Annotated in this window: 20 protein-coding genes and 1 tRNA gene; 8 read left to right on the top strand and 13 right to left on the bottom strand. The window is 27.7% G+C overall.

Features of this window, described 5'->3' with window-relative positions:
• Window positions 1–39: 39 nt before the first annotated feature.
• Both ACTT88_RS00190 and aroB read left to right on the top strand, forming a co-directional pair.
• Window positions 40–552, top strand: a complete 513-nt coding sequence (locus ACTT88_RS00190) for a shikimate kinase (protein ID WP_440907383.1) — start codon at window positions 40–42, stop codon at window positions 550–552.
• Window positions 539–1,645, top strand: coding sequence for a 3-dehydroquinate synthase (gene aroB, locus ACTT88_RS00185; RefSeq protein WP_440907382.1), 1,107 nt, complete (start codon window positions 539–541; stop codon window positions 1,643–1,645). The genes ACTT88_RS00190 and aroB overlap by 14 nt, the downstream gene beginning before the upstream one ends.
• Here aroB and ACTT88_RS00180 read toward each other — a convergent pair.
• Window positions 1,634–1,894 (bottom strand): BolA family protein, encoded by a 261-nt coding sequence (locus ACTT88_RS00180; RefSeq protein WP_440907381.1) that lies wholly within the window; start codon window positions 1,892–1,894, stop codon window positions 1,634–1,636. The genes aroB and ACTT88_RS00180 overlap by 12 nt on opposite strands.
• A gap of 17 nt (window positions 1,895–1,911) precedes the next feature.
• On the opposite strand from ACTT88_RS00180, the gene ACTT88_RS00175 reads away from it, so the two are divergent.
• Genes ACTT88_RS00175 through ACTT88_RS00165 form a run of 3 tightly spaced genes read left to right on the top strand, consistent with a single transcriptional unit; the run spans window position 1,912 to window position 5,202 of the window.
• The gene (locus ACTT88_RS00175; RefSeq protein WP_440907380.1) at window positions 1,912–2,445 is read left to right on the top strand and encodes a J domain-containing protein; all 534 of its coding nucleotides are present in this window, start codon (window positions 1,912–1,914) and stop codon (window positions 2,443–2,445) included.
• A complete protein-coding gene (gene cobS / locus ACTT88_RS00170; protein WP_440907379.1) occupies window positions 2,429–3,403 on the top strand; it encodes a cobaltochelatase subunit CobS in 975 nt (324 codons plus the stop codon). The genes ACTT88_RS00175 and cobS overlap by 17 nt, the downstream gene beginning before the upstream one ends.
• A complete protein-coding gene (locus ACTT88_RS00165) occupies window positions 3,403–5,202 on the top strand; it encodes a cobaltochelatase CobT-related protein (RefSeq protein ID WP_440907378.1) in 1,800 nt (599 codons plus the stop codon). Before cobS ends, ACTT88_RS00165 begins: the two co-directional genes overlap by 1 nt.
• Here ACTT88_RS00165 and ACTT88_RS00160 read toward each other — a convergent pair.
• From ACTT88_RS00160 to ACTT88_RS00150, 3 genes are read right to left on the bottom strand one after another with little or no spacing between them, the layout of a single operon-like run.
• On the bottom strand, window positions 5,199–6,479 hold the full coding sequence (locus ACTT88_RS00160) for an ActS/PrrB/RegB family redox-sensitive histidine kinase (RefSeq protein WP_440907377.1): 1,281 nt from the start codon (window positions 6,477–6,479) through the stop codon (window positions 5,199–5,201). The two genes, ACTT88_RS00165 and ACTT88_RS00160, sit on opposite strands and share 4 nt — an antisense overlap.
• Before the next feature lie 2 nt (window positions 6,480–6,481).
• Window positions 6,482–8,542, bottom strand: coding sequence for a DNA gyrase subunit B (locus ACTT88_RS00155; protein ID WP_440907376.1), 2,061 nt, complete (start codon window positions 8,540–8,542; stop codon window positions 6,482–6,484).
• A 58-nt stretch (window positions 8,543–8,600) separates the two neighbouring features.
• Window positions 8,601–9,404: an FkbM family methyltransferase gene (locus ACTT88_RS00150; protein ID WP_440907375.1), complete on the bottom strand. Its 804-nt coding sequence runs from the start codon at window positions 9,402–9,404 to the stop codon at window positions 8,601–8,603.
• Window positions 9,405–9,440: 36 nt separating this feature from the next.
• Here ACTT88_RS00150 and ACTT88_RS00145 point away from each other — a divergent pair, with 36 nt between their 5' ends.
• Window positions 9,441–10,352 (top strand): glycosyltransferase family 9 protein, encoded by a 912-nt coding sequence (locus tag ACTT88_RS00145; protein ID WP_440907374.1) that lies wholly within the window; start codon window positions 9,441–9,443, stop codon window positions 10,350–10,352.
• Window positions 10,353–10,357: 5 nt separating this feature from the next.
• On the opposite strand, the gene ACTT88_RS00140 is transcribed toward ACTT88_RS00145, so the two are convergent.
• Window positions 10,358–10,447 (bottom strand) — tRNA-Ser (locus tag ACTT88_RS00140).
• A 50-nt stretch (window positions 10,448–10,497) separates the two neighbouring features.
• Here ACTT88_RS00140 and ACTT88_RS00135 point away from each other — a divergent pair.
• Entirely contained in the window at window positions 10,498–11,313 is an 816-nt protein-coding gene (locus tag ACTT88_RS00135) for a hypothetical protein (RefSeq protein ID WP_440907373.1), read from the top strand.
• A gap of 114 nt (window positions 11,314–11,427) precedes the next feature.
• The gene (locus tag ACTT88_RS00130) at window positions 11,428–13,980 is read left to right on the top strand and encodes an NAD-dependent epimerase/dehydratase family protein (RefSeq protein WP_440907372.1); all 2,553 of its coding nucleotides are present in this window, start codon (window positions 11,428–11,430) and stop codon (window positions 13,978–13,980) included.
• A 1-nt stretch (window position 13,981) separates the two neighbouring features.
• Here the strand turns inward: ACTT88_RS00130 and lepA are convergent, their stop codons facing one another.
• The 8 genes from lepA to ACTT88_RS00090 are packed head-to-tail and all read right to left on the bottom strand — an operon-like array spanning window position 13,982 to window position 23,550.
• The gene (gene lepA, locus ACTT88_RS00125) at window positions 13,982–15,790 is read right to left on the bottom strand and encodes a translation elongation factor 4 (protein ID WP_440907371.1); all 1,809 of its coding nucleotides are present in this window, start codon (window positions 15,788–15,790) and stop codon (window positions 13,982–13,984) included.
• A gap of 7 nt (window positions 15,791–15,797) precedes the next feature.
• Window positions 15,798–18,206: a phenylalanine--tRNA ligase subunit beta gene (pheT, locus tag ACTT88_RS00120; protein ID WP_440907370.1), complete on the bottom strand. Its 2,409-nt coding sequence runs from the start codon at window positions 18,204–18,206 to the stop codon at window positions 15,798–15,800.
• Entirely contained in the window at window positions 18,203–19,270 is a 1,068-nt protein-coding gene (gene pheS / locus ACTT88_RS00115; protein WP_440907369.1) for a phenylalanine--tRNA ligase subunit alpha, read from the bottom strand. The genes pheT and pheS overlap by 4 nt, the downstream gene beginning before the upstream one ends.
• 43 nt (window positions 19,271–19,313) lie before the next feature.
• Window positions 19,314–19,670 carry a 50S ribosomal protein L20 gene (rplT, locus tag ACTT88_RS00110; RefSeq protein ID WP_023854435.1) on the bottom strand — a complete coding sequence of 119 codons (357 nt, stop codon included), beginning with the start codon at window positions 19,668–19,670 and terminating at the stop codon, window positions 19,314–19,316.
• A gap of 2 nt (window positions 19,671–19,672) precedes the next feature.
• Window positions 19,673–19,879, bottom strand: a complete 207-nt coding sequence (gene rpmI / locus ACTT88_RS00105) for a 50S ribosomal protein L35 (protein ID WP_440907368.1) — start codon at window positions 19,877–19,879, stop codon at window positions 19,673–19,675.
• Between the two features lie 53 nt (window positions 19,880–19,932).
• On the bottom strand, window positions 19,933–20,478 hold the full coding sequence (gene infC / locus ACTT88_RS00100) for a translation initiation factor IF-3 (RefSeq protein WP_440907367.1): 546 nt from the start codon (window positions 20,476–20,478) through the stop codon (window positions 19,933–19,935).
• On the bottom strand, window positions 20,479–22,395 hold the full coding sequence (gene thrS / locus ACTT88_RS00095) for a threonine--tRNA ligase (protein WP_440907366.1): 1,917 nt from the start codon (window positions 22,393–22,395) through the stop codon (window positions 20,479–20,481).
• Window positions 22,396–23,550, bottom strand: a complete 1,155-nt coding sequence (locus tag ACTT88_RS00090; protein ID WP_440907365.1) for a glycosyltransferase family 4 protein — start codon at window positions 23,548–23,550, stop codon at window positions 22,396–22,398.
• Between the last annotated feature and the right edge of the window lie 29 nt (window positions 23,551–23,579).

Here is a 23,579-nt window from a genome sequence, read left to right as displayed (position 1 = left end):
AAATTAAGACATATTTATGTTTTTTCAATAAAGAAACTTATGAAATCAAAAGAAAATCTTGTTTTTTTGGGGATGATGGGTTCTGGTAAGAGCTCTATTGGATCTTTAGTAGCTAAGAAATTAAAATTAGATTTTGTAGATATCGATAAAGAAATTGAAAAAAATTTAAACATTACAATAAAAAAAATCTTTGAAGTTAAGGGTGAGAATTATTTTAGAAAAATTGAGGAACAAACAACTTTAAAGAAACTTAAATTAAACTCTACTGTGATTTCACTTGGTGGGGGGGCTTTTACAAATAACAATATTAGGAAAGAAATTTTAAAAAATCATTTATCTTTTTGGCTAAATTGGAATGATAAAACATTGTTAAATAGAATTAAAAACAGTAAAAAAAGACCATTAGCGATTAATGCAACCGATACTGAGTTAATTGATTTAATTAAGAAACGATCTAACATTTATTCTAAAGCTTTATATGAGATAAAGTGTGATAATCTTACTAAAAGTGAAATAGTAAATAAAATAGTAAAAATTTATGAAACAAACTAGATTAAATATAGTAACTAAAACACAAAAATATCCAATAATTATTGGATCAAATTTAACCTCAAGCATATCAAAAATTTTTAAATCAAATTCACTTGATTTTAATAAATGTTTGATTGTTGTTGATAAAAATGTTCCAAAAAAATTTATCTCAAATATCAAAAGGTCTTTTAAAAATAAAAGTATTTTTGTGTTATTTTTTAATGCTAGTGAAAAAAATAAAAATATTAATAGCGTTAATAAAATCCTGGAAGTTTTATTAAATAAAAACTTTTCAAGAAATGATGTTTTAATTTCTTTAGGAGGAGGAATTACAGGCGATGTAAGTGGTTTTGCAGCTAGTCTTTTCAAAAGAGGCCTTAAGTTTGCAAATATTCCAACAACTCTTTTAGCTCAAGTTGATTCATCAATTGGAGGAAAAACTGGAGTTAATTCTAAATATGGTAAAAATTTAATAGGAAGCTTTTATCAACCATCACTGGTACTCTCAGATATTCAATTTCTTAAATCTTTATCAAAAAGAGAAATAATTTGTGGATATGGAGAAATATTGAAGCATTCATTAATTGATAATAAAAAATTTTTTAGTTTCTTAAATAAAAATCTTAAAAAGATTTTAAGTCTTTCTTCTCCTTTTATTGAAAAAGCAATTTATGAAAGTTGTAAAGTTAAAAAAAAAATAGTTGAAAAAGACGAAAAAGAAATAACGTTAAGAAAAATATTAAATTTTGGCCATACATTTGCCCATGCTTATGAGGCAGGCTTAGGGTACAGCCATAAACTAAATCATGGTGAAGCCGTGATACTTGGAATGAAAACGGCACTGATTTTTAGTTTTAAGGAAAACATGCTTAGTAAAAGTGAATATAATTTAATTATAAATCATATTGATAATTCTGGTCTACCTTCTTCTGTAAAAAAATATTTTTCTATAAGAGATTTAAATAAGATTTTATCTTTTATGATCAAAGATAAAAAAAATAATTTTGACAAAATTAACTTAATCTTGTTAAAAAAAATTGGTAAGCCAATTTTTAATAAACAATACTCCAAAAAAAAGTTAAAATTATTTCTGAAAAAATTTTTAACTAATTAAAATTTGGATTGAATGAATAAATTCTTTTAATTCTAGATCTAAAATCTTGTAAATTTTTTTATTACTTTCAATTTTATTCATTTTTTTTAGTTCTTGAGAAACAATAATTAATTTTAAATGATATTTTCCCTCTTGATTTCCTTTATGATTTTTATGAAGAAAAGATTTATCTTCAATATTTATACTTTCAATTTTTATTTGATTTAATAATTTATTTTTTACAATTGTAATTAACTCATTTATATCCATATATGTTATTATATATCATGAAAAATATTTGTGACTGGAATAATTGTAATGAAATAGGTGAATATAAGGCACCAGTTGAAAAAGATAATAGCAGAAAATTTAGAATGCTTTGCCTTGAGCATGTAAAAGAATTTAATAAAAATTGGAACTATTTTTCAGGAATGAATGATGACCAAGTAATGGATTTTTTAAAATCCGACATGACTTGGCACAAACCCACGCAAAGCTTTAGCTCTTCAGATAATTTTTTTAAGGTGTTATGGAATACAACTTTGAGAGATGAGTTAGATAAAGAAAAAATAAATGGAGATTATAATCATATGCGTCAATTTAAATTCGATCATAAAGATATAAAAGCTTTTGGAATACTGGGGGTTTCTGTGGGTTTAAAGTGGAAGAAAATACAAGATAAATTCAAATTACTTGTGAAAAAATTTCACCCTGATATGAATTCTGGAAATAAAAAATACGAAGAAAAACTTAAACTTATAACATTGGCTTACACTCAATTAAAAAACACCTATAGAGAAAAAATTGACACCAAATCTTAACACAGAACCAGATATTAAAGTTTCATTAAAACAGACTTTTGGAATTGATTCAGAAATGGAAGTAGATGCATTTTCAAAAAAGAATGAATATGTTCCTGAAATTGATAAAAACTACAAGTTCGATAGAGATACTACTTTAGCCATTATTTCAGGATTTGCTTATAATAAAAGAGTTTTAGTTCAAGGATATCATGGCACTGGTAAATCAACTCATATTGAGCAAATTGCTGCAAGATTAAATTGGCCCTGCATCCGTGTAAATTTAGATAGTCATGTAAGTAGAATTGATTTGATTGGAAAAGATGCAATTGTTCTTAAAGATGGTAAACAAGTAACTCAATTTAACGAAGGAATTTTACCATGGTCTATACAAAATCCGGTTGCACTTGTTTTTGATGAATATGATGCTGGTAGACCTGATGTAATGTTTGTGATTCAAAGAGTTTTGGAAGCTGAGGGAAATTTTACATTACTAGATAAAAACAAAGTAATTAAACAAAATAAATTTTTTAGATTATTTGCTACTTCAAATACTGTTGGACTTGGTGATACGACAGGTCTTTATCATGGTACGCAGCAAATTAACCAAGGTCAGATGGATAGATGGAATATTGTTACAACTTTAAACTATCTTAGCCTAGATAAAGAAATGGACATTGTTTTGTCAAAAAATAAAAACTTAAATAACGCAAAGGGAAAAGAAAAGGTTGCTAACATGATAAAAGTAGCATCTTTAACGCGCAAAGGATTTATTGCAGGAGATATTTCAACAGTGATGAGCCCAAGAACGGTTTTACATTGGGCAGAAAATGCAGAGATATTTAAAGACACTGGTTACGCTTTTAGAGTAACTTTTCTTAATAAATGTGATGATATTGAAAAGAATACTATCGCAGAATATTATCAAAGATGTTTTGGTGAAGAGTTGCCTGAATCTTTGATTAATATTCAAATCTAATGAGCTCTAAAGAAAATAATTTAAAAGAAAAATTCAAAATTGCTTTAACTTCAACAGCAAAAGCAATTGCTGATGATTTTGATTTAAAAAAAACAAATTCTGAAGAAAAAAAAATAAAAGAATTTAATTTTCTAGAGATTGACAATTTAACTAGTCCAGCTGATTTTATTAGATTACGTGCAGAAACAGACTCCTCTGCTTTGAAAAAAAAATTTTGTAATGAAATAATTTACAAAAAAAACCTTCCCTCAAATACATCTTCTAGATCTCTTTATAATATCGCTGAAAAAATACGTTATGAGGCATTAGGAGGAAAAATGCTGAAAGGAATTGAAAAAAATTATCAAGAAAATTATCATCAAATAATAAATCGTAAAAGAAAAGATCAACTAAAAACTAAAGAGGATGTATCTGTTTCAGAGGCATTCGAGCTATATATGCTTAAGAATTTTCATAAAATTAAGCTAAACCCTCTAACGACAAAAATGCTTAATTTTTGGGAAAAAGACTTTGAAAACGCCATAGAAAAACATAAAGAGTTTTTACTTAAAAATCTTGAAGATCAAAATATTTATAGTTCAAAATTTACAGAAATATTAGAAGAAATGGATATTTTTCAAAGTGAAGATGAGGACGAAAGAAAAGAAGAAAATCAAGATAAAGGACAAGATAATCCATCAAATGAAGACGAAAACAACGACAAAGAAGATAATAAAGATGAAAAAGATGAAAACGTATCGGAGGCTTCACTAGATGCTGATTATAGTATTGATGAATTTAACTTTGATGAACAACTGTCAGACACGGAGTCGGATGAACAAAGCTCAGAGCAAATAGCCCAAAAAAAAATAGATAATATCAATTTAGATTATAAAATATTTACTAATCAATTTGATGAAGTTGTAAAAGCTGAAAATCTAGAAAATGCAGATGAAGCCATAAAACTAAGAAAAAATTTAGATCAACAATTAATTGGATTTCAAGATATCATAACGAAACTTGCAAATAAACTTCAAAGACAACTACTTGCAAAACAAAATAGGGCATGGGAGTTTGATTTAGAGGAAGGGCTATTAGACAGTTCAAAACTTCCAAGAATTATTATGGATCCATATAATTCTTTATCATTTAAAAAAGAAAAAGATTTAGATTTTAAAGATACAGTAGTAACTCTACTCATAGATAATTCTGGATCTATGAGAGGAAGACCAATCACTATAGCAGCTATTTGTGCAGATATCTTATCTAGAACACTAGAAAGGTGCTCTGTTAAAGTCGAAATTTTAGGTTTCACGACTAAAAATTGGAAGGGTGGACAGAGTAGAGAATTATGGACAAAAAATTCCAAACCTAAAACACCAGGAAGATTGAACGACCTAAGACATATAATTTACAAAGGAGCAGACACGCATTGGAGACAGGCGAAAAATAATTTAGGACTAATGCTAAAAGAGGGGTTGCTCAAAGAGAACATTGACGGAGAAGCTATATCTTGGGCCTATAATAGAATTAAAAAGAGAAAAGAAGAAAGAAAAATATTAATGGTTATTTCTGATGGAGCCCCTGTAGATGATTCAACTCTTTCTGTAAATTCAGGTGACTTTTTGGAAAAACATTTAAAAAAAATTGTTAAGTTTATTGAAAATAAATCAGATATTGAAGTTTTGGCCATAGGAATTGGTCATGATGTTTCAAGATATTATAATAAAGCTATCAAAATTACTGACGTAAACGAATTAGGAGATGTTATGATTTCTCAATTAAGCTCATTATTTGAAACAAAGATCAAATACCACTAAATATTAAATAATTCCTTATTCTTCCATCTAATAACAACCTCAGCACCATTACGTGTTTTTGAATTTCTACAATTAACTAATGCAAAATTTTTTTCTAATAAGGTTTTACCAATAAACAAGCCTAGACCTAAGCCCTCTTTAGATTTGTCTTTAGAATAATTTGATTTTAAATAGGGCTCACCAATTTTTGAGATTATATCTCTAGGATAACCATCACCATCATCTTCAACTGTTATTTCAGTTATCTCACTATCACTTTTCAAATTAATAAAAATTGTATTTTTGGCAAATTTATTCGCGTTTCCAATAAAATTTCTTAATCCATAAACTAATTCTATAGATTTGGTTATCTTTTTTGGGTTTGAATCCTGGTCAAAATTGAGGACAAATTCCTTTTTACTTATTTCCTTAAATGAAGAAATAATTTCATGCAAGTAATCTCTAATAGTAATATCTTTATCAATAAATTCATCCTCTTCAACAGGATTTAATGTTAATCGCTTTAAAATTTCATTACATCGCTCGACTTGGCTATTCAATAACTCTATATCTTTTTCTAAATCTTTTTGCCCCTTAAATTGTTTCATTAAATCATGTGCAATTATTGTTATCGTGGAAAGTGGCGTACCTAAAGAATGTGCCGCTGCAGCAGCTTGACCACCTAAAGATAATAGTTCATGTTCTTTAGCCATTACCTCTTCCATTTTTCCTAATGCCTCTTTTCTTAATCTAGATTGTGTGCCAAATGTCATTGCAAAATAATTTAAAAATACCAAGGCAACGATTAAGGATGTTGGTATAGAATAGTAAAAATAATGATTGTTATGAAAATCACTGTTTAAATTAATTGGCAAATCTTCATAATTAAATGTTAGAAAAATAATTATAATTATTGTTAGAGTTACTAATAATGTATTAGTTCTTAAGCTCAAATTTGATGAAGAAAAAACACTTGGTATTAATATAAAAATTATAAATGGATTGGTTATTCCTCCTGATAAATAAAGAAGGACACCTAATTGTAAAATATCTATGAGTAGGAAGATAAAAGCAGACCTATCTGATAATTGTGTTTTTTTATAAATAAAAATTAAATATAAATTACTTAATATTCCAAAAAATATAATTAAATTTGAGGTAATAAAATCAAAACTAGAATTTAGAAATAAATATACAAAATTTACTGCAATTAATTGTCCAATAATTCCGATCCATCTAAGAGTTATATAAGTTGATTTCTTAAAAGAATGATATTTTGAAGTTTCAAAGAACTTCATTTTTAAATATCAAGATTTCTAACATTTATAGCATTAGACACTATAAAATCTTTTCTTAATGCCACATCATTACCCATTAAAGTATGAATTAAAATTTGATCTTTTTTCGAATCTTTTGAGTATTGTACTTGAAGTAAATTTCTTGTTTCTGGATCCAATGTAGTACTCCATAATTCTTCTGGATTCATTTCTCCAAGACCTTTGAATCTTTGGATATTCATTTTTGATTTTTCCTCATCAATTATTTTTGAATAATCTTTAGATCCTTTTTTAATTTTTTTTAACTCCTTATTATTATTTATTATATAATTTTCTAACTCATTCTCATCTTTAATATAAATACCTTTAGAACCTTTGTTAATTTTAAATAAAGGAGGTTGGGCTAAATAAACATGTCCATTTTCAATTAATTTATTAAATGGTTTATTATTAAAAAAAGTTAAAAGAAGAGCTCTTATATGAGAACCATCTACATCAGCATCCGTCATAATAATAATTTTTCCATATCTTAAATCTTTTAAATCAATCTCTTGTGCTTTTGGGTCCAAACCTAGAGCATTAATCAAAGTAACAATTTCATTTGAAGAAATCATTTTGGATAAAGCCTTTGTTCTCTGATCAGAACCATTACCATTACCGTTACCATTTTTTTTCTTGTTAAAATCTTCTACATAAGTGTTAAGTATTTTACCTCTAAGCGGTAAAACTGCTTGATTTGCTCTATTTCTTCCTTGTTTGGCAGATCCACCTGCTGAATCTCCCTCTACAATAAACAATTCAGTTCCATCTTGTTTGCCAATTTGACAATCAGCTAATTTTCCAGGAAGACCACTTAATTCAAGGGCTCCTTTTCTTCTTACATTTTCTCTTGCTTTTCTAGCAACATCTCTAGCCATTGCAGCTTGAATAACTTTAGCTAAAATAATTTTTGCAACAGAGGGATTTTGATCAAACCAAATAGATAATTTTTCATTTACTAATGTCTCTACAATCATTCTTACTTCTGATGAAACTAGCTTATCTTTTGTTTGAGATGAAAATTTTGGATCAGGAATTTTAGTTGAAAGCACACAAGTTAGACCTTCCTTTATATCATCGCCTGAAATTGCCAATTTATTTTTCTTAAGTAAATTGTTTTCATTAGCATATTTGTTAATTACTCTTGTTAATGCACTTCTAAATCCCAGCAAGTGGGTTCCACCATCTTTTTGATAAATATTGTTTGTGTATGGAAATATATCTTCTGAATATCCTGCGTTCCATTTTAAAGAACACTCTAATTCTATATTATTTTTTTTTCCTTCGATATAAATTGGTTTTCTAAATAAATCATTTCCATTTTTATTTTGTAACTTTTCTCTTTTTTCATCTAAAAAATCTACAAATTCTAGAACACCACCATCAAATTTAAACTCAAAGGTTTTCTCTTTCTTTTGACTTGCATCAGTAAATATTATTTTAATTCCTTTATTTAAGAATGCTAATTCTCGCATTCTTTTGATAAGAATATTTGCACTAAATTTCGTCGAAGAAAAAATTTCTTTAGAAGGTAAAAAAGTTATTTGAGTTCCAGCATTTTTTGCTTTTCCTACCACCTTTAAAGGAGCTTTGGCTTTACCATTTTGAAATTCTATATAGTGTTTTTTTCCATCTCTAAATATCTCTAACTGTAATTTTTCTGAAAGCGCATTTACAACTGAAACACCAACACCATGAAGTCCACCAGAAACTTTATATGAGTCATGATCAAACTTGCCGCCAGCATGAAGTTGGGTCATAATTACCTCTGCTGCTGATTTTTTTTCACCCTTATGAATATCAACAGGAATACCTCTTCCATCGTCATTTACTGTAATTGTTCCATCAGCGTTGATTTTTACGTTAATGTTTTTGCAATATCCTGCTAATGCCTCATCAATAGAGTTGTCAACAACTTCATAGACCATATGGTGCAAACCAGTTCCATCATCTGTGTCACCTATGTACATACCCGGTCTTTTTCTGACTGCCTCAAGACCTTTCAGTACTTTTATTGAATCTGCTTGATAACTATTTTTATTCATAAAAAAGGAAAGTTAATTTATACCATTTTTTTACTAAAGAACCTATTTAAAAAAAGGCTTATTTTTTAGCAAATGAAAATTTAATCGTTTTATGATTTGGAAAACAGTCAAAATCTAAATTTTTTATTGGAAAATTATATCTAAATTTAGATTTAAATTTATTATTAATTTTATTTACCAATGTAAGTTCTACAACATCAAAAAAGTCATCTTTCACATCTATTGGTTTATAATTATTTACATGAATATGTACAATATCAAATTTTGTTTGAAGTTTTTTTACTGAATTTTCAAATTTCTTTTTATTTTTTTTAATCCAGTGAAACTCTATTACTATTGTATTTAATTTTTTACTATTTTTTAATATATCATTAATAATTAGGTATTCTCCACCTTCAATATCAATTTTAAGTAAATTATTTTTATTGTTTATTTCTGAAAATATTTTTTCCATATTAATATCAAGCTTGTTTCTTATTTTATTTACAACTTTTTTTTTATGAAAAAAAACATTTTCTTTATTCAAAAAATTTATAAATTTGATGTAATTTTTAATACTAAATATTAAGGGCTGTAGTGAGGACCTCAAAGTTATAAATCTTCTTAAATATTTTAAAATAATTCTGATAAATAAAAAATGATTAACTGTGTAATCAAATAAATAAACTTTATTTAACTTTTTATTTTTTTCTAAATCAATTTCAAATGATATATCATCTCCGACACCCAAAGTTATACAATTATTTATGTTTTTAATTGCATCTTCACAGACAAGATATCCTCCATCAAATTTTCTGCCATACCTCTTTAATTTATTAACTTTATAAGGTTTTAAAAAATTATATTTTGAATTTAAAATCATTATTTATATTACCGTTTATAATATATTAGTTGGTAAATGGAAAAAAAAATTGGTGTAATAATTGGTGCGAGAGGAATTGGGGATCTTATATACCACCTACCTTTATTAAGATCACTTCATAAAAGTTATAAAAATAAATTAATAATTTTTTCAAACATTGTAAATAAATCCCCCGATGTATTTAAAGATGAATTTTTTTTCAAGAAGATAATAAATTTTGATAACTATAGATATGGTCCTCTTAAGACTATTCTAAATAGTATTAAATTTAAAAAATTATTAAATAGATACTGTTTTGATAGAATAATATTGACTTCTAATGCAAGAAGATTGATCCTTCCTGTAATTTTAAGTAATGCAAAAGAAAAAGTTATTTTTGGAAACGGTAAGTTTATATTCAATAAGGACAGATCATTAGAAAAATATACTATTTCGGAAAGATTGTTAAAGTATACTAATCAACTAAATCTACCAAAAAAAGTAAACAATTTTTTTTTAAACTCAAAAAAAAATAATTCAAAAAAAAAAAATAAAATATTTATCAGCGTTGACTCTTTTCATGATCAAAATAATTGGCCAATTGAAAATTATATTGAAATAATAAAAAAACTAAAAAAAAAAAATATTATATATGTAAACTTTTCACCTAAAAAAAAATATTTTTTGAGTTATTTTTCAAAAAATAAAATAGATTCTAAAAATATTATTTTTACTTATGACAAAAAAATTTCAAAAATTATTGAAATAATTAAGGATTGCAAAGTTATTATTGGAAATGAGTCGGGCCCAGTATGTCTTGGCTCATCATTAAAAAAAAATGTACATGCTATTTATATGCCTATTCACACAAAACCTGAAAGTAAAATAATTTATAAAAAAAATAAATATTATAATACTTCAAAACTTAAAGACTCTGAGATTATAAAAAAAATTATAAAATCAATTTAATTTTTTGGCGGAGAGAGCGGGATTCGAACCCGCGAAAGGATTACTCCTTTACACGCTTTCCAAGCGTGCTGATTAAACCGCTCTCACATCTCTCCTTTTTGTGTTATATTTGTCAAATATATTATTAATAAATTTAAAGTATCTCATGAAAATTTACGATTGTTTTTTGTTCAACGATGAAAATCATATTTTAGAGATTAGGCTTAATGAATTAAATAAATTTGTTGATTATTTTGTAATTATTGAATTTGGACAAACACATCAAGGTAGTAAAAAAGGGCAACTAATTGATCAGAAAATCTTAAAAAAATTTGAGAAAAAAATTAGATATTTTTATTTTGAAAGTTTTGAAGAAAATTTAGGCGTTTGGGAGCGAGATAGTCATCAGCGTAATCAGATAAGCAAAGGTATTGAAGATGCATCGCAAAATGATGTAATTATTATCTCTGATATAGATGAAATTCCATCCTTAAATTTAGTTAATTTTTCAAAAATAAATGATTTTGTTTATGCTTTCTCCCAATTGCACTCAATGTATAAATTAAATTTATATAGAGAGAATAGGTGGTGGATTGGATCTAAATTATGCTTAAGAAAAAATTTAATATCACCACAATGGTTAAGGATATTAAAAGTAAATAAAAAATATAATATTTTTAGAATAGATAAACTTTTTTCAAAAACCTATTATAGAAAATTTAAAGTTATTCAAAATGGTGGGTGGCACCTAGCTTGGTTAAAAAATGCAGATCAAATAATTAAAAAAATAAATTCATATACACACACAGAATTTAATATAGAAAAATATAATCAAAAAAATTATATACAACAATGTATTGACAAAAAAACAGTATTTTTTGATGAAAGTGAAAAACTATATTTTAAAAAAGAAAATCTAATTTTACCAAATTATGTAAATAAAAATTTGGATAGATATGCTGAGTGGATATTATCTGAATAGGCAAATTTAAAGAAATTTAAAGTATTATTAATATAATCTACTGTACTTATTTTATTTTAAATATCACTTTCTTGCTGTAAATCTTAGAACTTATTTATTAAAAATTTAATTTAAATGTCTAAAAAACCAAAAAATATAGTTATTACAGGGGCCTTAGGGTATATAGGTTCAGAATTATGCAAACTTTATTCTGGCTTTAGTTGGAAGTATGAAGTGATTGCTATTGATAATAGATTTATTTCTGAAAGGGTAAATGAATTAAAGAGAAGAAAAATTAAATTTATTCAAGCAGATATTCTTGACTTAAAAAAAATAAAACCAATTATTAAAAAAGCAGAATGTATACATCATTTAGCAGGAATTACAGATGTAGCATATGTTAAAAAAGATTCTAATAAGGAGAGAGATGCGTTAACCGAAAAAGTAGCTATTCAAGGAACCTCAAATATTTTGGCATCAATGAATAATCAGGCCACTATAGTTTTTCCATCTACTCATGTAGTTTTTGAAGGATTAAAAAAACAAAAAAAAAATATAAATGAAAAAGAAAAAACAAGCACTTTTTTAAGCTATTCCTCAAGTAAAGTTAAAAATGAAAATCAAATTATAAAATCTGGAAAAAAATACGCAATTTTTAGATTGGGTTCAGTATATGGATTTTCTACTGACACAATGAGAATAAATATAATGCCAAATTTATTCTCAAAAATAGCATCCCAAAATGGAGAAATAAAACTTTTTGGAGGAGGGAAGCAATTAAAAAGTTTGGTTCCACTCATAGATGTCGCAAGATGTTTTAAATTTGTTGAAGAGAGTAATAATTTTAAAAATGGAATTTATAATCTAACGAAAGAAAACACAACTGTTAAAGAAGTTGCAAAAATATGTAAAAAAATAAATCCAAAATTAAAATTAATTGAAACAAATGACGAAATTCCAAACAAAGGATATACACTTTCAAATAAGAAAATTCTTAATACAGGTTTTAAATTTCTTTATGATCTAGAAACATGTATTAAAGAAATGATTGAAAAATGGTCTTTTGAAAAATTCGATAAAAATTTAGAGTACACCTTTTCTGGTGTTAGAGAATTCATAGATGAAAGAGGTAAAATTAGTAATTACGATTTACCCGAGCCCATAAACATGGTTGGTTATATCGAGTCAAAAAAAGGTACAATGAGAGCTAATCACTTTCATCCTGTTCAAGAACAAAAATGTTTAGTAATTAGAGGTCAATTTATAAGTATCTATAAAGACCTATTAGATGACAATTCAAAAAAAATAACCCATATAGTTAATGAAGGAGAAATGATTGTCACACAACCTAATGTAGCTCATACTATGGTATTCACAAAAGATACTATATTTTTAAATTTAGTTAGAGGAGAGAGGGAACATGAAAATTATGGTATTACACATACTATTCCCTACAAATTTGTAAATGATAATGAAAAGGAACTTCTTCAGTCAATTTATAAATTAAATTGTAGATGTTGTGGGTCTTTGAAATTAAAAAGAGTATTATCATTAGGATATCAACCGTTGGCAAATAATCTTTTAAATAATATTAATGAAAAATATGAAGAATACCCTTTGGAATTAAATGTTTGTGAAGATTGTTTTAATTGTCAATTATCTGTGGCAATTGATAGTCATAAAATGTTTGATAATTACTTGTATACCTCTTCTACATCTTCAACTTTTAGAAATCATTTTGCATCAGCTGCAAAAAAATATATAAAAAAATTTAATTTAGAAAAAAATTCATATATTATAGATGTAGGTAGCAATGACGGTGTAGGTTTAAAGCCTTTTTTAGATTTAGGATTTAAAAATATTCAAGGAATAGAGCCTGCCAAAAATTTAGCTGATATAGCTAATAAAAATGGAATAAATACATTTCATGGATATTTAAACGACAAAGCTCTTAACCCAGTCAAAAATGGAGCTGATCTTTTGTTGGCTTCAAACGTATTTGCACATGCTGATGATTTAAAGCTCATGGCAGAGTCTATGAAAGGATTACTGAAACCAGATGGCATTATAGTAATTGAAGTTCAATATTTACTTAAAACAATAAATGATTTAACTTTTGATAATATTTACCATGAACATACAAATTATTGGTCTTTAACTTCTTTAAATACTTTTTTCAATAAATTAGAATTAACAATATTTGATGTTGAGGAAATAAATACTCATGGGGGATCCATAAGAGTTTACGTATCTCAAGAAAAAAATATTAAAATTGAAAGCTCCGTGTTTAAAATGCTTAAAAAAGAGGAAAAGTTTGGATTAAAAAAAATCTCAACATATTTAGAATTTGGAAAAAAAGTTGAAAAACTGAGAAATAAAGTTTTAGAAAATATTACTAATTTGAAAAAAAAATATACTACTTTAATAGGCTATGGAGCACCAGCAAAAGCAACAACGGCATTGAATTATTTTAATATCAAAAAAGAATTAAAATTTATTATTGAAGATAACCAATTAAAACATGGTAAATTTATTCCAGGAGTAAAAATACCAGTTGTTTCAAAAAAAAAAATTAAATCAAATAAAAATCCAATTGTTGTCTTAGCTTGGAATTTTTTTAATGAGATAAAAAAAAATAATATAAAACTTTCAAATAAATTTATAAATATAAAATCTTTAGAAAAATAAGTTATTTCTCTTTGCTAATTTTTAAAACACCAATAAAAGCCTCTTGGGGTATCTCTACTCTTCCAAATTGCTTTGATCGAGCTTTACCCTTCTTTTGTTTCTCTAAAAGCTTTCTTTTTCTATCTGTAGCACCACCACCATGTATTTTAGTTAAAACATCTTTTTTAAAACCTTTAATTGTTTCTCTTGCAATAATTTTACCTCCTATTGCAGCTTGAACTGGTATCATAAAGTTATGTCGAGGTATTAAATCTTTTAATTTTTCACAAACCTCTCTGCCAGTTTTTTGTGCAAAATCTTTATGTATCATCATTGCTAAAGCATCAACTGGTTCTCCATTGACAAGAATACCAAGTTTAACCAAATCACCTTCTCTGTGTTCAATGATTTCATAATCAAAACTAGCATAGCCACTAGTCATAGATTTTAGTCTATCATTGAAATCAAAAACAACTTCATTCAATGGTAACTCATAATTTACTACAGCTCTATTTCCTGAGTAACTTAAATTTGTTTGTATACCTCTTTTATCCTGACACATTTTAATAATTGAACCTAAATATTGATCAGGTGTAATTACTGTTGCTTTAATCCATGGCTCCTCAATATATTTTATTAGAGTTGGATCTGGTAAACTTGATGGATTTTGTAAATCAATTATTTTTCCACTATTGAGATGGACCTTATAAACAACTCCAGGTGTCGTTGTTAGTAAATTAACATCAAATTCTCTTTCTAATCTCTCAGTTACAATTTCTAAATGAAGTAATCCTAAAAATCCACATCTAAAACCCAATCCTAAAGCAGAGGATGATTCTGGTTCAAATGAAAAACTCGCATCATTTAATTGTAATTTGGCTAAACCATCTTTAAGCTTTTGAAACTCAGAACTGTCTACTGGAAAAAGCCCACAAAACACTACCGGTTTACTTGGTTTAAATCCAGGCAAAGCTTCTTTTAAGGGTTTTGAAGCGTCACAAATCGTATCTCCAACTTTTGTTTCTGATAAAACTTTAATTCCAGTTGTAATAAATCCAATTTCACCTGTTGTTAATTCATTAATGTCTACAGGTTTAGGTGTAAAAACCCCAACTTTTTCAACAATATATTCTTGATTAGTAGACATCATTTTTATTTTCATATGTTTTGAAAGTTTACCGTCTATCACTCTCACTAAAATCACTACACCCAGATAAGTGTCATACCAGCTATCAACTAATAAACATTTTAGGGCTGCTGAACTTTCTCCTTTAGGAGCTGGCAATGTTGTAATTATTTGTTCTAAAATATTATCTATTCCTTCTCCAGTTTTACCTGAACATGGAATTGCATTTTCAGTATCAATTCCTATCACATCCTCAATTTGTTTTTTTGTTCTATCTAAATCAGATGCAGGTAAATCAACTTTGTTTAAAACAAGTACTATATCATGATTAGTATCTAAAGCTTGATAAACATTGGCTAAAGTTTGAGCTTCTACCCCTTGTGTACTATCTACGATCAAAATTGAACCTTCACATGCATATAAAGATCTACTTACTTCATAACTAAAATCTACATGGCCTGGTGTATCAATAATATTTAAAATATAATTTTTTCCATTTTTAGCTTTATAATTTAATTTTACAGTTTGAGCTTTGATTGTGATTCCTCTTTCACGTTCAATATCCATAGAATCTAAAACTTGAGCTTTCATCTCTCTTTCAGTTAATCCACCACAACTATGAATAATTCTATCGGCAATAGTTGATTTTCCATGATCAATATGCGCAATAATTGCAAAATTTCTTATATTATCAATTGTGCTCATTATTTTTTTAGGAACGGATTTTAGCACCAGTTTTATTTTCGACTGTTTCTATTATCAAATTATTAATTTTTTCTAAATCATTATCCGTTAAAGTTTTTTCCAATGATTGAATTGTTACACTGATAGCAATTGATTTTTGATTTTCAGGAATATTATCTCCTTCGTATACGTCGAAAACTTTAACATTTGAAATTAAATTTTTATCAATATTTGATATTACACCTACTAAATCTTGCACACTTATTTTTTTATTAACGATAAATGCAAAATCTCTTTCAGATTTTTGAAAGTCAGATACTGAATATTTTGGTTTTTGATCTTTTAAAGGTTTTTTAGGTAATTTTAAATTATCTAAAAATATTTCAAATCCTACTAAAGACTCTGATTTTATATCTAGCATTTTGATAATGTTTGGATGAATTTCACCAAAATAAGCAGCCACCTTATCTTTTCCCTTATTTAAAAATATTCTGCCTGATTTTCCTGGATGATAATAATTGGGGCTTTCGTCATCAATATAAAATTTTTCTGAATCATAACCAGCCTCTACTAAAGTTTGCACAACATCTCTTTTAATATCAAAAACATCTATATTTCTTTCTTTTTCAATCCATGAAAGTCTAGATTTTTTTCCGGCTGACAAGCCGCAAACAACTGTGTTCTGGTCTCCAGGTTGTGGACCATAAAATATTGGCCCTATTTCAAATATTGATAAATCTTTAATTCCTCTATCTAAGTTTTTGCTAATGTACATCACTAAATTTGAAAAAATAGAATTTCTTAATACTCCCAATTCAGAGCTAATTGGATTTACAATTTTTATTTCTTTATTGGCTTCTTTAAAGTGATCGTTATATTTTGAATCTGTAAAAGACCATGTAATAGCCTCCAAATACCCTTTAGATGCTACTGCTCTTTGAAGAAAATGAAATAACTTTTGAGTAGGATTTAAAGTATTTTTTGATCTTTCTTTAATGGGATTTTCTATTTTTATTTTTTCATAACCACTAATTCTTACAAGTTCCTCAACTATATCAATTTCTTGAACAATATCTGGTCTCCAAGATGGAACTGATAATTTAAAGAATTTTTTTTCTTTTTTTAATTTAAAACCAAGTTTTCCTAAAATGGTTATCATTTCTTTGGTTGAAATTTTAAAACCAGTAATTTTTTCAAATGTTTTTGGTTCAAATTTTATTACTTTGTTTTTAAAAGATTCAATTTTTTGAATATCTATTTTGCTAATTTCACCACCACAAATTTCCTTAATTAAAAAAGCTGCTTTATTTAATCCATCTTCAATAGATAACTGGTCAATACCTCTTTCAAATCTAAATTTAGCATCAGTATCAATATTCAATTTTTTGGCAGTTTTTCTGATTGATCTTGGATCAAAATAAGCCGACTCTAATAAAACATTTTTTGTATCTAACTCTGTACCGGATCTTGTGCCTCCAATAATTCCTCCTAGACCTAAGACACCTTTGTTATCGCTTATTACACACATTCCATCATCTAGTATATAATTTTTATTATCTAGAGCAGTAAGTTCTTCTCCTGATTTTGAATTTCTAACGATTATTCCCTTATCAATTTTGTCAGCATCGTATGCGTGCAAAGGACGATTAATATCAATCATGACATAATTAGTTATATCTACAATTGCAGATATTGGTTTTTGGCCTATGGAGATTAATTTATCCTTCAACCATTGAGGACTTTCTGTATTTTTGACGTTAGTTATTAAGCAGCTACCAAAAGATAAACAGCCTTGATTTTTTTCTTTTGTTATTTTTACTTTTAAGGTCTGTTTTTTATTAGATTTAATTTTTTTATCTTTTTCTGGTTTTAAGTTTCCAAAACCTGCTGCTGATAAATCTCTTGCTATCCCCCGAACACCAAGACAATCTGATCTATTTGGTGTAATTGATAAATCGATAAGATTAGAACTTGTTTTAGAAAAATAACTTTTTCCAATATTTTTTGAATATTTGGATAAAGACAGCTCAATAATCCCATCACTTTCATCTGATAAATTCAATTCAGATTCAGAACATAACATTCCATATGATGTAACATCTCTTATTTTAGCAACAACAAGTTTAGTTTTGTTTTTTGGAATTATAGCGCCTGGTGGGGCATATACAGTAAGAAGGCCCTCTCTTGCATTTGCAGCTCCACAAACAACTTTTTTGATCTCTTTATTACCAATATCAACATCACAAACTTTAAGTCTGTCTGCGTTAGGATGTTTTTCTGTTTTTATAATTTTTGCTACCTTAAATAAGTCTAATCCCTTTGATAAATTTTCTATACTCTCAACCTCAAGGCCTATGTCTGTTAGTTTCTCAAGAAGTTTATCTTCTTTAGCACTTACTTTTAAATGATCTTTTAACCAATCATATGTAATCTTCATCTGCTTAAACCTCTGTAATTTGAAGGAACATCAAGTGGATCAAAACCAAAATGATTTAGCCACCTGTAATCACAATCAAAAAACGCTCTTAAATCATTAATGCCATATTTAAGCATTGCTAATCGGTCTATACCTATTCCAAAGGCATATCCTTGATATTTTGAAGGATCTACTTTTACATTTCTTAAGACATTAGGATGCACCATACCGCAACCTAAAATTTCAAGCCACTTATCTCCTTCTCCAATAATTATTTTTCCATCTTTTATTTCATAACCAATGTCTACTTCAGCAGATGGTTCTGTGAATGGAAAATGACTAGGTCTAAATCTCATTTTAATTTTTTCTACTTCAAAAAATTCTTTAATAAAATAATTCAAGCATCCTTTCAAATGCCCCATATTAATATTTGTATCGATATGCAAACCTTCTACTTGATGAAACATTGGTGCGTGTGTTTGATCACTATCAGATCTATAAGTTCTCCCAGGTGCAATGATCTTGAATGGAGGTTTGTCTTTTAGCATAGTTCTGATTTGAACTGGTGAAGTATGAGTTCGTAACAAAACCTCTTTGTTTTCATCTAAGTAAAATGTATCATGCATATCTCTCGCTGGATGATTGTCTGGTGTGTTTAGAGCAGTAAAGTTGTTGTATTCATTTTCAACATCAGGGCCTTCCTCAACGCTAAATCCTATTTCAGAGAAAATAGATGAAATTTCATCAATAGTTTGTGATACTGGATGAACTTTTCCTCTAATGAATGGTCTTTCAGGTAAAGTTATATCAACTTTTTCCTTTTCTAATTTTTCATTTATTTTTTTTCCTTCTATATCGTTTATTTTAGAAGTTATTAAATTCTGAAGTTCGTCTTTTACTTGATTTAAATCTGATGCAAATTTTTTTCTATCGGTCTCTGGTATTGATCCTATTGTTTTAAATTTTGATGAAATTAAACCATTTTTACCAAAGAGCTCAGTTTTGATTTCATTTATTTGATCAATGCTTAAATCATTATCAAGCTTTGATATAAACTGATCTCTAATATTTTTTATCTCTGACATATTAGTAGATTATTTCCTTAAGAAATAAAAACAATAGCGAAGATTAATTTAAAGCTGATTGAGCTTTTTGTACAATTGTTTTAAATGCCTCTGGGCTATCGTAAGCAATTTCAGCAAGAATTTTTCTATCTATTGCAATACCACATTTATTTAATCCATTGATAAATTTCGAGTAAGTTAAGCCCTCGGCTCTAACTCCAGCATTGATTCTCTGTATCCACAATGATTTAAAATCTCTTTTTTTATTTCTTCTATCTCTGTAAGCGTATTGCATGGATTTTTCCATAGCTTGCTTAGCAACTCTAATAGTATTTTTTCTTCTGCCCCATTGACCTTTTACAGCTTTTAAAACTTTTTTATGTTTAGCTTTGCTAGTTACACCTCTTTTAACTCTTGCCATTATTAACCTCTTAAACTGTAAGGCATGTATGACTTAACAATTTTTCCATCTTGTTTAGATAATGTTGTAGTGCCTCTTAGTTTTCTTATTTGTGAATTCGTTCTTTTAATCATGCCATGTCTTTTACCTGACTGAGCAGAAATAACTTTGCCCTTAGCGGATATTTTAAATCTTTTTTTTGCTGAGCTTTTTGTTTTTAGTTTTGGCATAATTCTGCGGACTTATACAAAGAAAGATATAATTTTACAACCTCTATTAAGGCTTATAAAGGCTGAATTACCATGATCATTTGCTTTCCATCAAACTTGGGATGCAATTCTACCTTGCCGATATCCTTCATATCTTCTTTAATTTTGCCCATTAGTTCATTTCCTAGATGGGAATGCTGAAGTTCTCTACCTTTAAATCTTATAGTGAATTTGACCTTATCTCCTTTAGCTATAAATTTTTTAGCATTTTTGACTTTAAACTCATAATCATGAGTTTCTGTAACAGGTCTCATTTTAATTTCTTTTAAAGAAACAATTTTTTGTTTTTTCTTTGCAAGATTTGCTTTTTTTTGAGCATCATACTTATATTTACCCATATCCATTATTTTACATACAGGTGGATTTGCATTAGCCGCTATTTCAATTAAATCTAAACCTTGATTTTTTGCCATGGAAATAGCTTCATTAGTATTCATTACTCCAAGATTTTCTCCATCACTCGCTATAACCTGAACATCTGGAGAAGAAATTCTATTATTAGATCTTGGACCTCTGTCCTTAGTTCTTCTTTGAAAATAATTTTGTTTAAAGTCTGCCACTTAGTTTGATGATGCTTTATTTAAAGCAGAGAATGTTTTTAAGAATTGATCTATACCCATATTTTCTTGTTTATTAGTGTCTAATCTTCTAATCGTTACTGAATTGGAGTCAACTTCTTTTTTACCACAAATTAATAAAAGTGGTATTTTTGCTAAAGAATGATCTCTAATTTTATAATTTAAATTATGATTTTTTAAATCTACTGCAGAACTTATACCTGAATTTTTTATTTTATTTGATACCTCGACCGCATAGTCATTAAATTCTTCTGAAATAGGTATTACCATAGTCTGCAATGGAGATATCCAAAATGGAAACTTGCCTGCATAGTTTTCAATTAAAATTCCAATAAATCTCTCTAGAGAACCAAATAATGCTCTGTGTAACATAACAGGAACCTTTTTAGTTCCATCTTTGTCAACGTAAGAAGCATCTAATCTTCCAGGTAAATTTAAATCTACCTGTAAAGTTCCACATTGCCAATCTCTGCCAATAGCATCTCGTAAAACAAATTCAATTTTAGGTCCATAAAATGCACCCTCACCTTTATTAATAGTATATTCTAATTTAGAAGCTTTGACAGCTTCAAGTAAAGAGGCTTCTGCTTTATCCCATACTGCATCATCACCAACTCTTACTTCTGGTCTATCTGCATATTTTAGAATCACATTTTCAAAACCAAGGTCCTTATAAATATCTAGTATTAGATTTGTAACAATTAAACATTCGCTAGTAATTTGATCTTCAGTGCAAAAAATATGAGCATCATCTTGGGTAAAGGCTCTTACTCTTAATAACCCATGTAGAGCGCCTGATGGCTCATAACGATGAACTTTTCCAAATTCAGCGAAACGTAAAGGAAGATCTCTATAACTTTTTAGGCCTTGATTAAATACCTGGATATGACCAGGACAATTCATCGGTTTAATTGCAAAAACTTTCTCATCTGGTGTTTCAGAAGTATACATGTTTTCTCCATATTTTTCCCAATGCCCAGATTTTTCCCATAGTTGTCTATCTAGTACCTCTGGAGTATTGACCTCTTTATAACCAGCTGCATCTTGTCTGCTTCTCATGTAGTTAATGAGCTTTTGAAATAAACCCCATCCTCTTTCATGCCAAAATACTGAGCCAGGGCTTTCTTCTCTAAAATGAAATAAATCCATCTCTCTACCTAATTTTCTATGATCTCTTTTTTCCGCTTCTTCTATTCTTTTCAAATATTCATCTAGATCTTTTTGAGTTGCCCAACTCGTACCATATATTCGTTGCAACATTTCATTTTTAGAGTCTCCTCTCCAATATGCTCCTGATACTTTTGTAAGTTTAAAATATTTCCCTATTTTGCCTGTGGATGATAAATGTGGTCCTCTACATAAATCATGCCATTCGCCGTGAAAATAAATTGATACATCTTCATTTTCAGGTATCGCTTCAATTAACTCGGCTTTATAAATTTCTCCTTTTTTTTTAAAATGGCTAATTGCTTTGTTTCTATCCCAAACTTCTCTTTTTGTTGTTTCGTTCCTATCAACAATCTCTTTCATTTTATTTTCAATTTTAAAAAGATCATCCTCTGTAAATGGTTCTTTTCTAGCAAAGTCATAATAAAATCCATTTTCAATCACGGGTCCAATTGTAACTTGTGTTCCAGGAAATAATTCTTGAACAGCCATAGCTAAAATATGGGCTGTGTCATGCCTTATAGTTTCCAAGCCCTCAGGATTTTTTGAGGTAAAAATTTTTACAGAACAATCATTTTCAATTAGAAAATCAAGATCTTTAAGTTCACCATCAACACTTATGACCATGGCTTGTTTAGCTAACGATTTGCTAATTTTTTCAGCTACTTCTAGTCCAGTAACTTTATTAGGAAAATCAATATTGTTTCCGTCGGGTAATGTTATTATAGGCATTTAATTTAATAATCTCTTATACTCTGAATAAGTAGAAAAGCACATTTTTTCAACATTAAATTTTTGAACTATGTTTTTTCTTCCCTCATTACCAATTGATTTTAATAGAGTTTCATCCATGTTAAGAGTTCTTAATATTTTATTACTTAATGATTTAGCATTTCCTGCTTCATATAAAAAACCAGTTTTTTCATCAATTATTGTTTCATTAGAACCTCCAATGTTGCTTGCTATAATTGGTTTTTCCATCGATTGTGCTTCAACAGCAACTCTACCAAAAGCCTCTGGTTCGGTTGAGGCTGAAACAATAATATCAGAAACTTTATAAGCTAATGCCATATCCTTACAATGATCTATGAATCTTATTTGTTTAGACAATCTGTATTGCTCGGAAAGTCTTATTAATTTTTTCTTATATAAATCTCTACCTTGATCACTGCCTAGAATAACAGCATAAAAAGCCTCATAACCGAGTTCTATATTCACTAAATTAATAGCCTCTATAAAAACTTCCTGTCCTTTCCAGGAAGTTAATCTACCAGGTAAAAGTATAATTTTTTTATCTTTTTCAATGTCCCATTTTTTTAATAATTTTTTTTCATCAATTTCAATTTTAGTTGTTGGGTCAAAATAGTCGACGTTTATCCCTCTAAAAATAACCATTAATTTTTTTTTATCATTTAAATATTTTGAATAATTTTTTTTAATATGAGAAAAAATAAAATTAGATCCTGCAATTATTAGATCTGCTCTAGTCATTACTGAATTATAACTTTTTTTTATATTACTCTTAAAATTGTATGTTCCATGAAATGTAGTTACAAATTTTCGTCCTGTGATTTTTGTTGCTAACAAACATGACCAAGCAGGCGCTCTACTTCTCGCGTGAACAAGAGAAATATTATAAACTAAAATTATTCCTATTAAGATAAAAGCATTAATTAAAATTAGTAGAGGATTTTTGCTTTGCACTGGAAGTCTAAATATTTTAACTTTTTTTCTATCTACAAATTTAAGTAATTCACCACCGCTTGTTACAATAAATGATTTACAATTATTTTCTGGTAAATAATGTGCAATATCGTAACAACCTGTTTCAGCTCCTCCATAACCTAATTTTGGAATTACTTGTAAAACTTTTAAATCAGATGACATTTGATATGATTATATATTAATAGACAAAA

The organism is Candidatus Pelagibacter sp. (genome assembly GCF_052046145.1).
Lineage (GTDB): Bacteria > Pseudomonadota > Alphaproteobacteria > Pelagibacterales > Pelagibacteraceae > Pelagibacter.
This window is presented reverse-complemented; position numbering and strand designations above follow the sequence as displayed.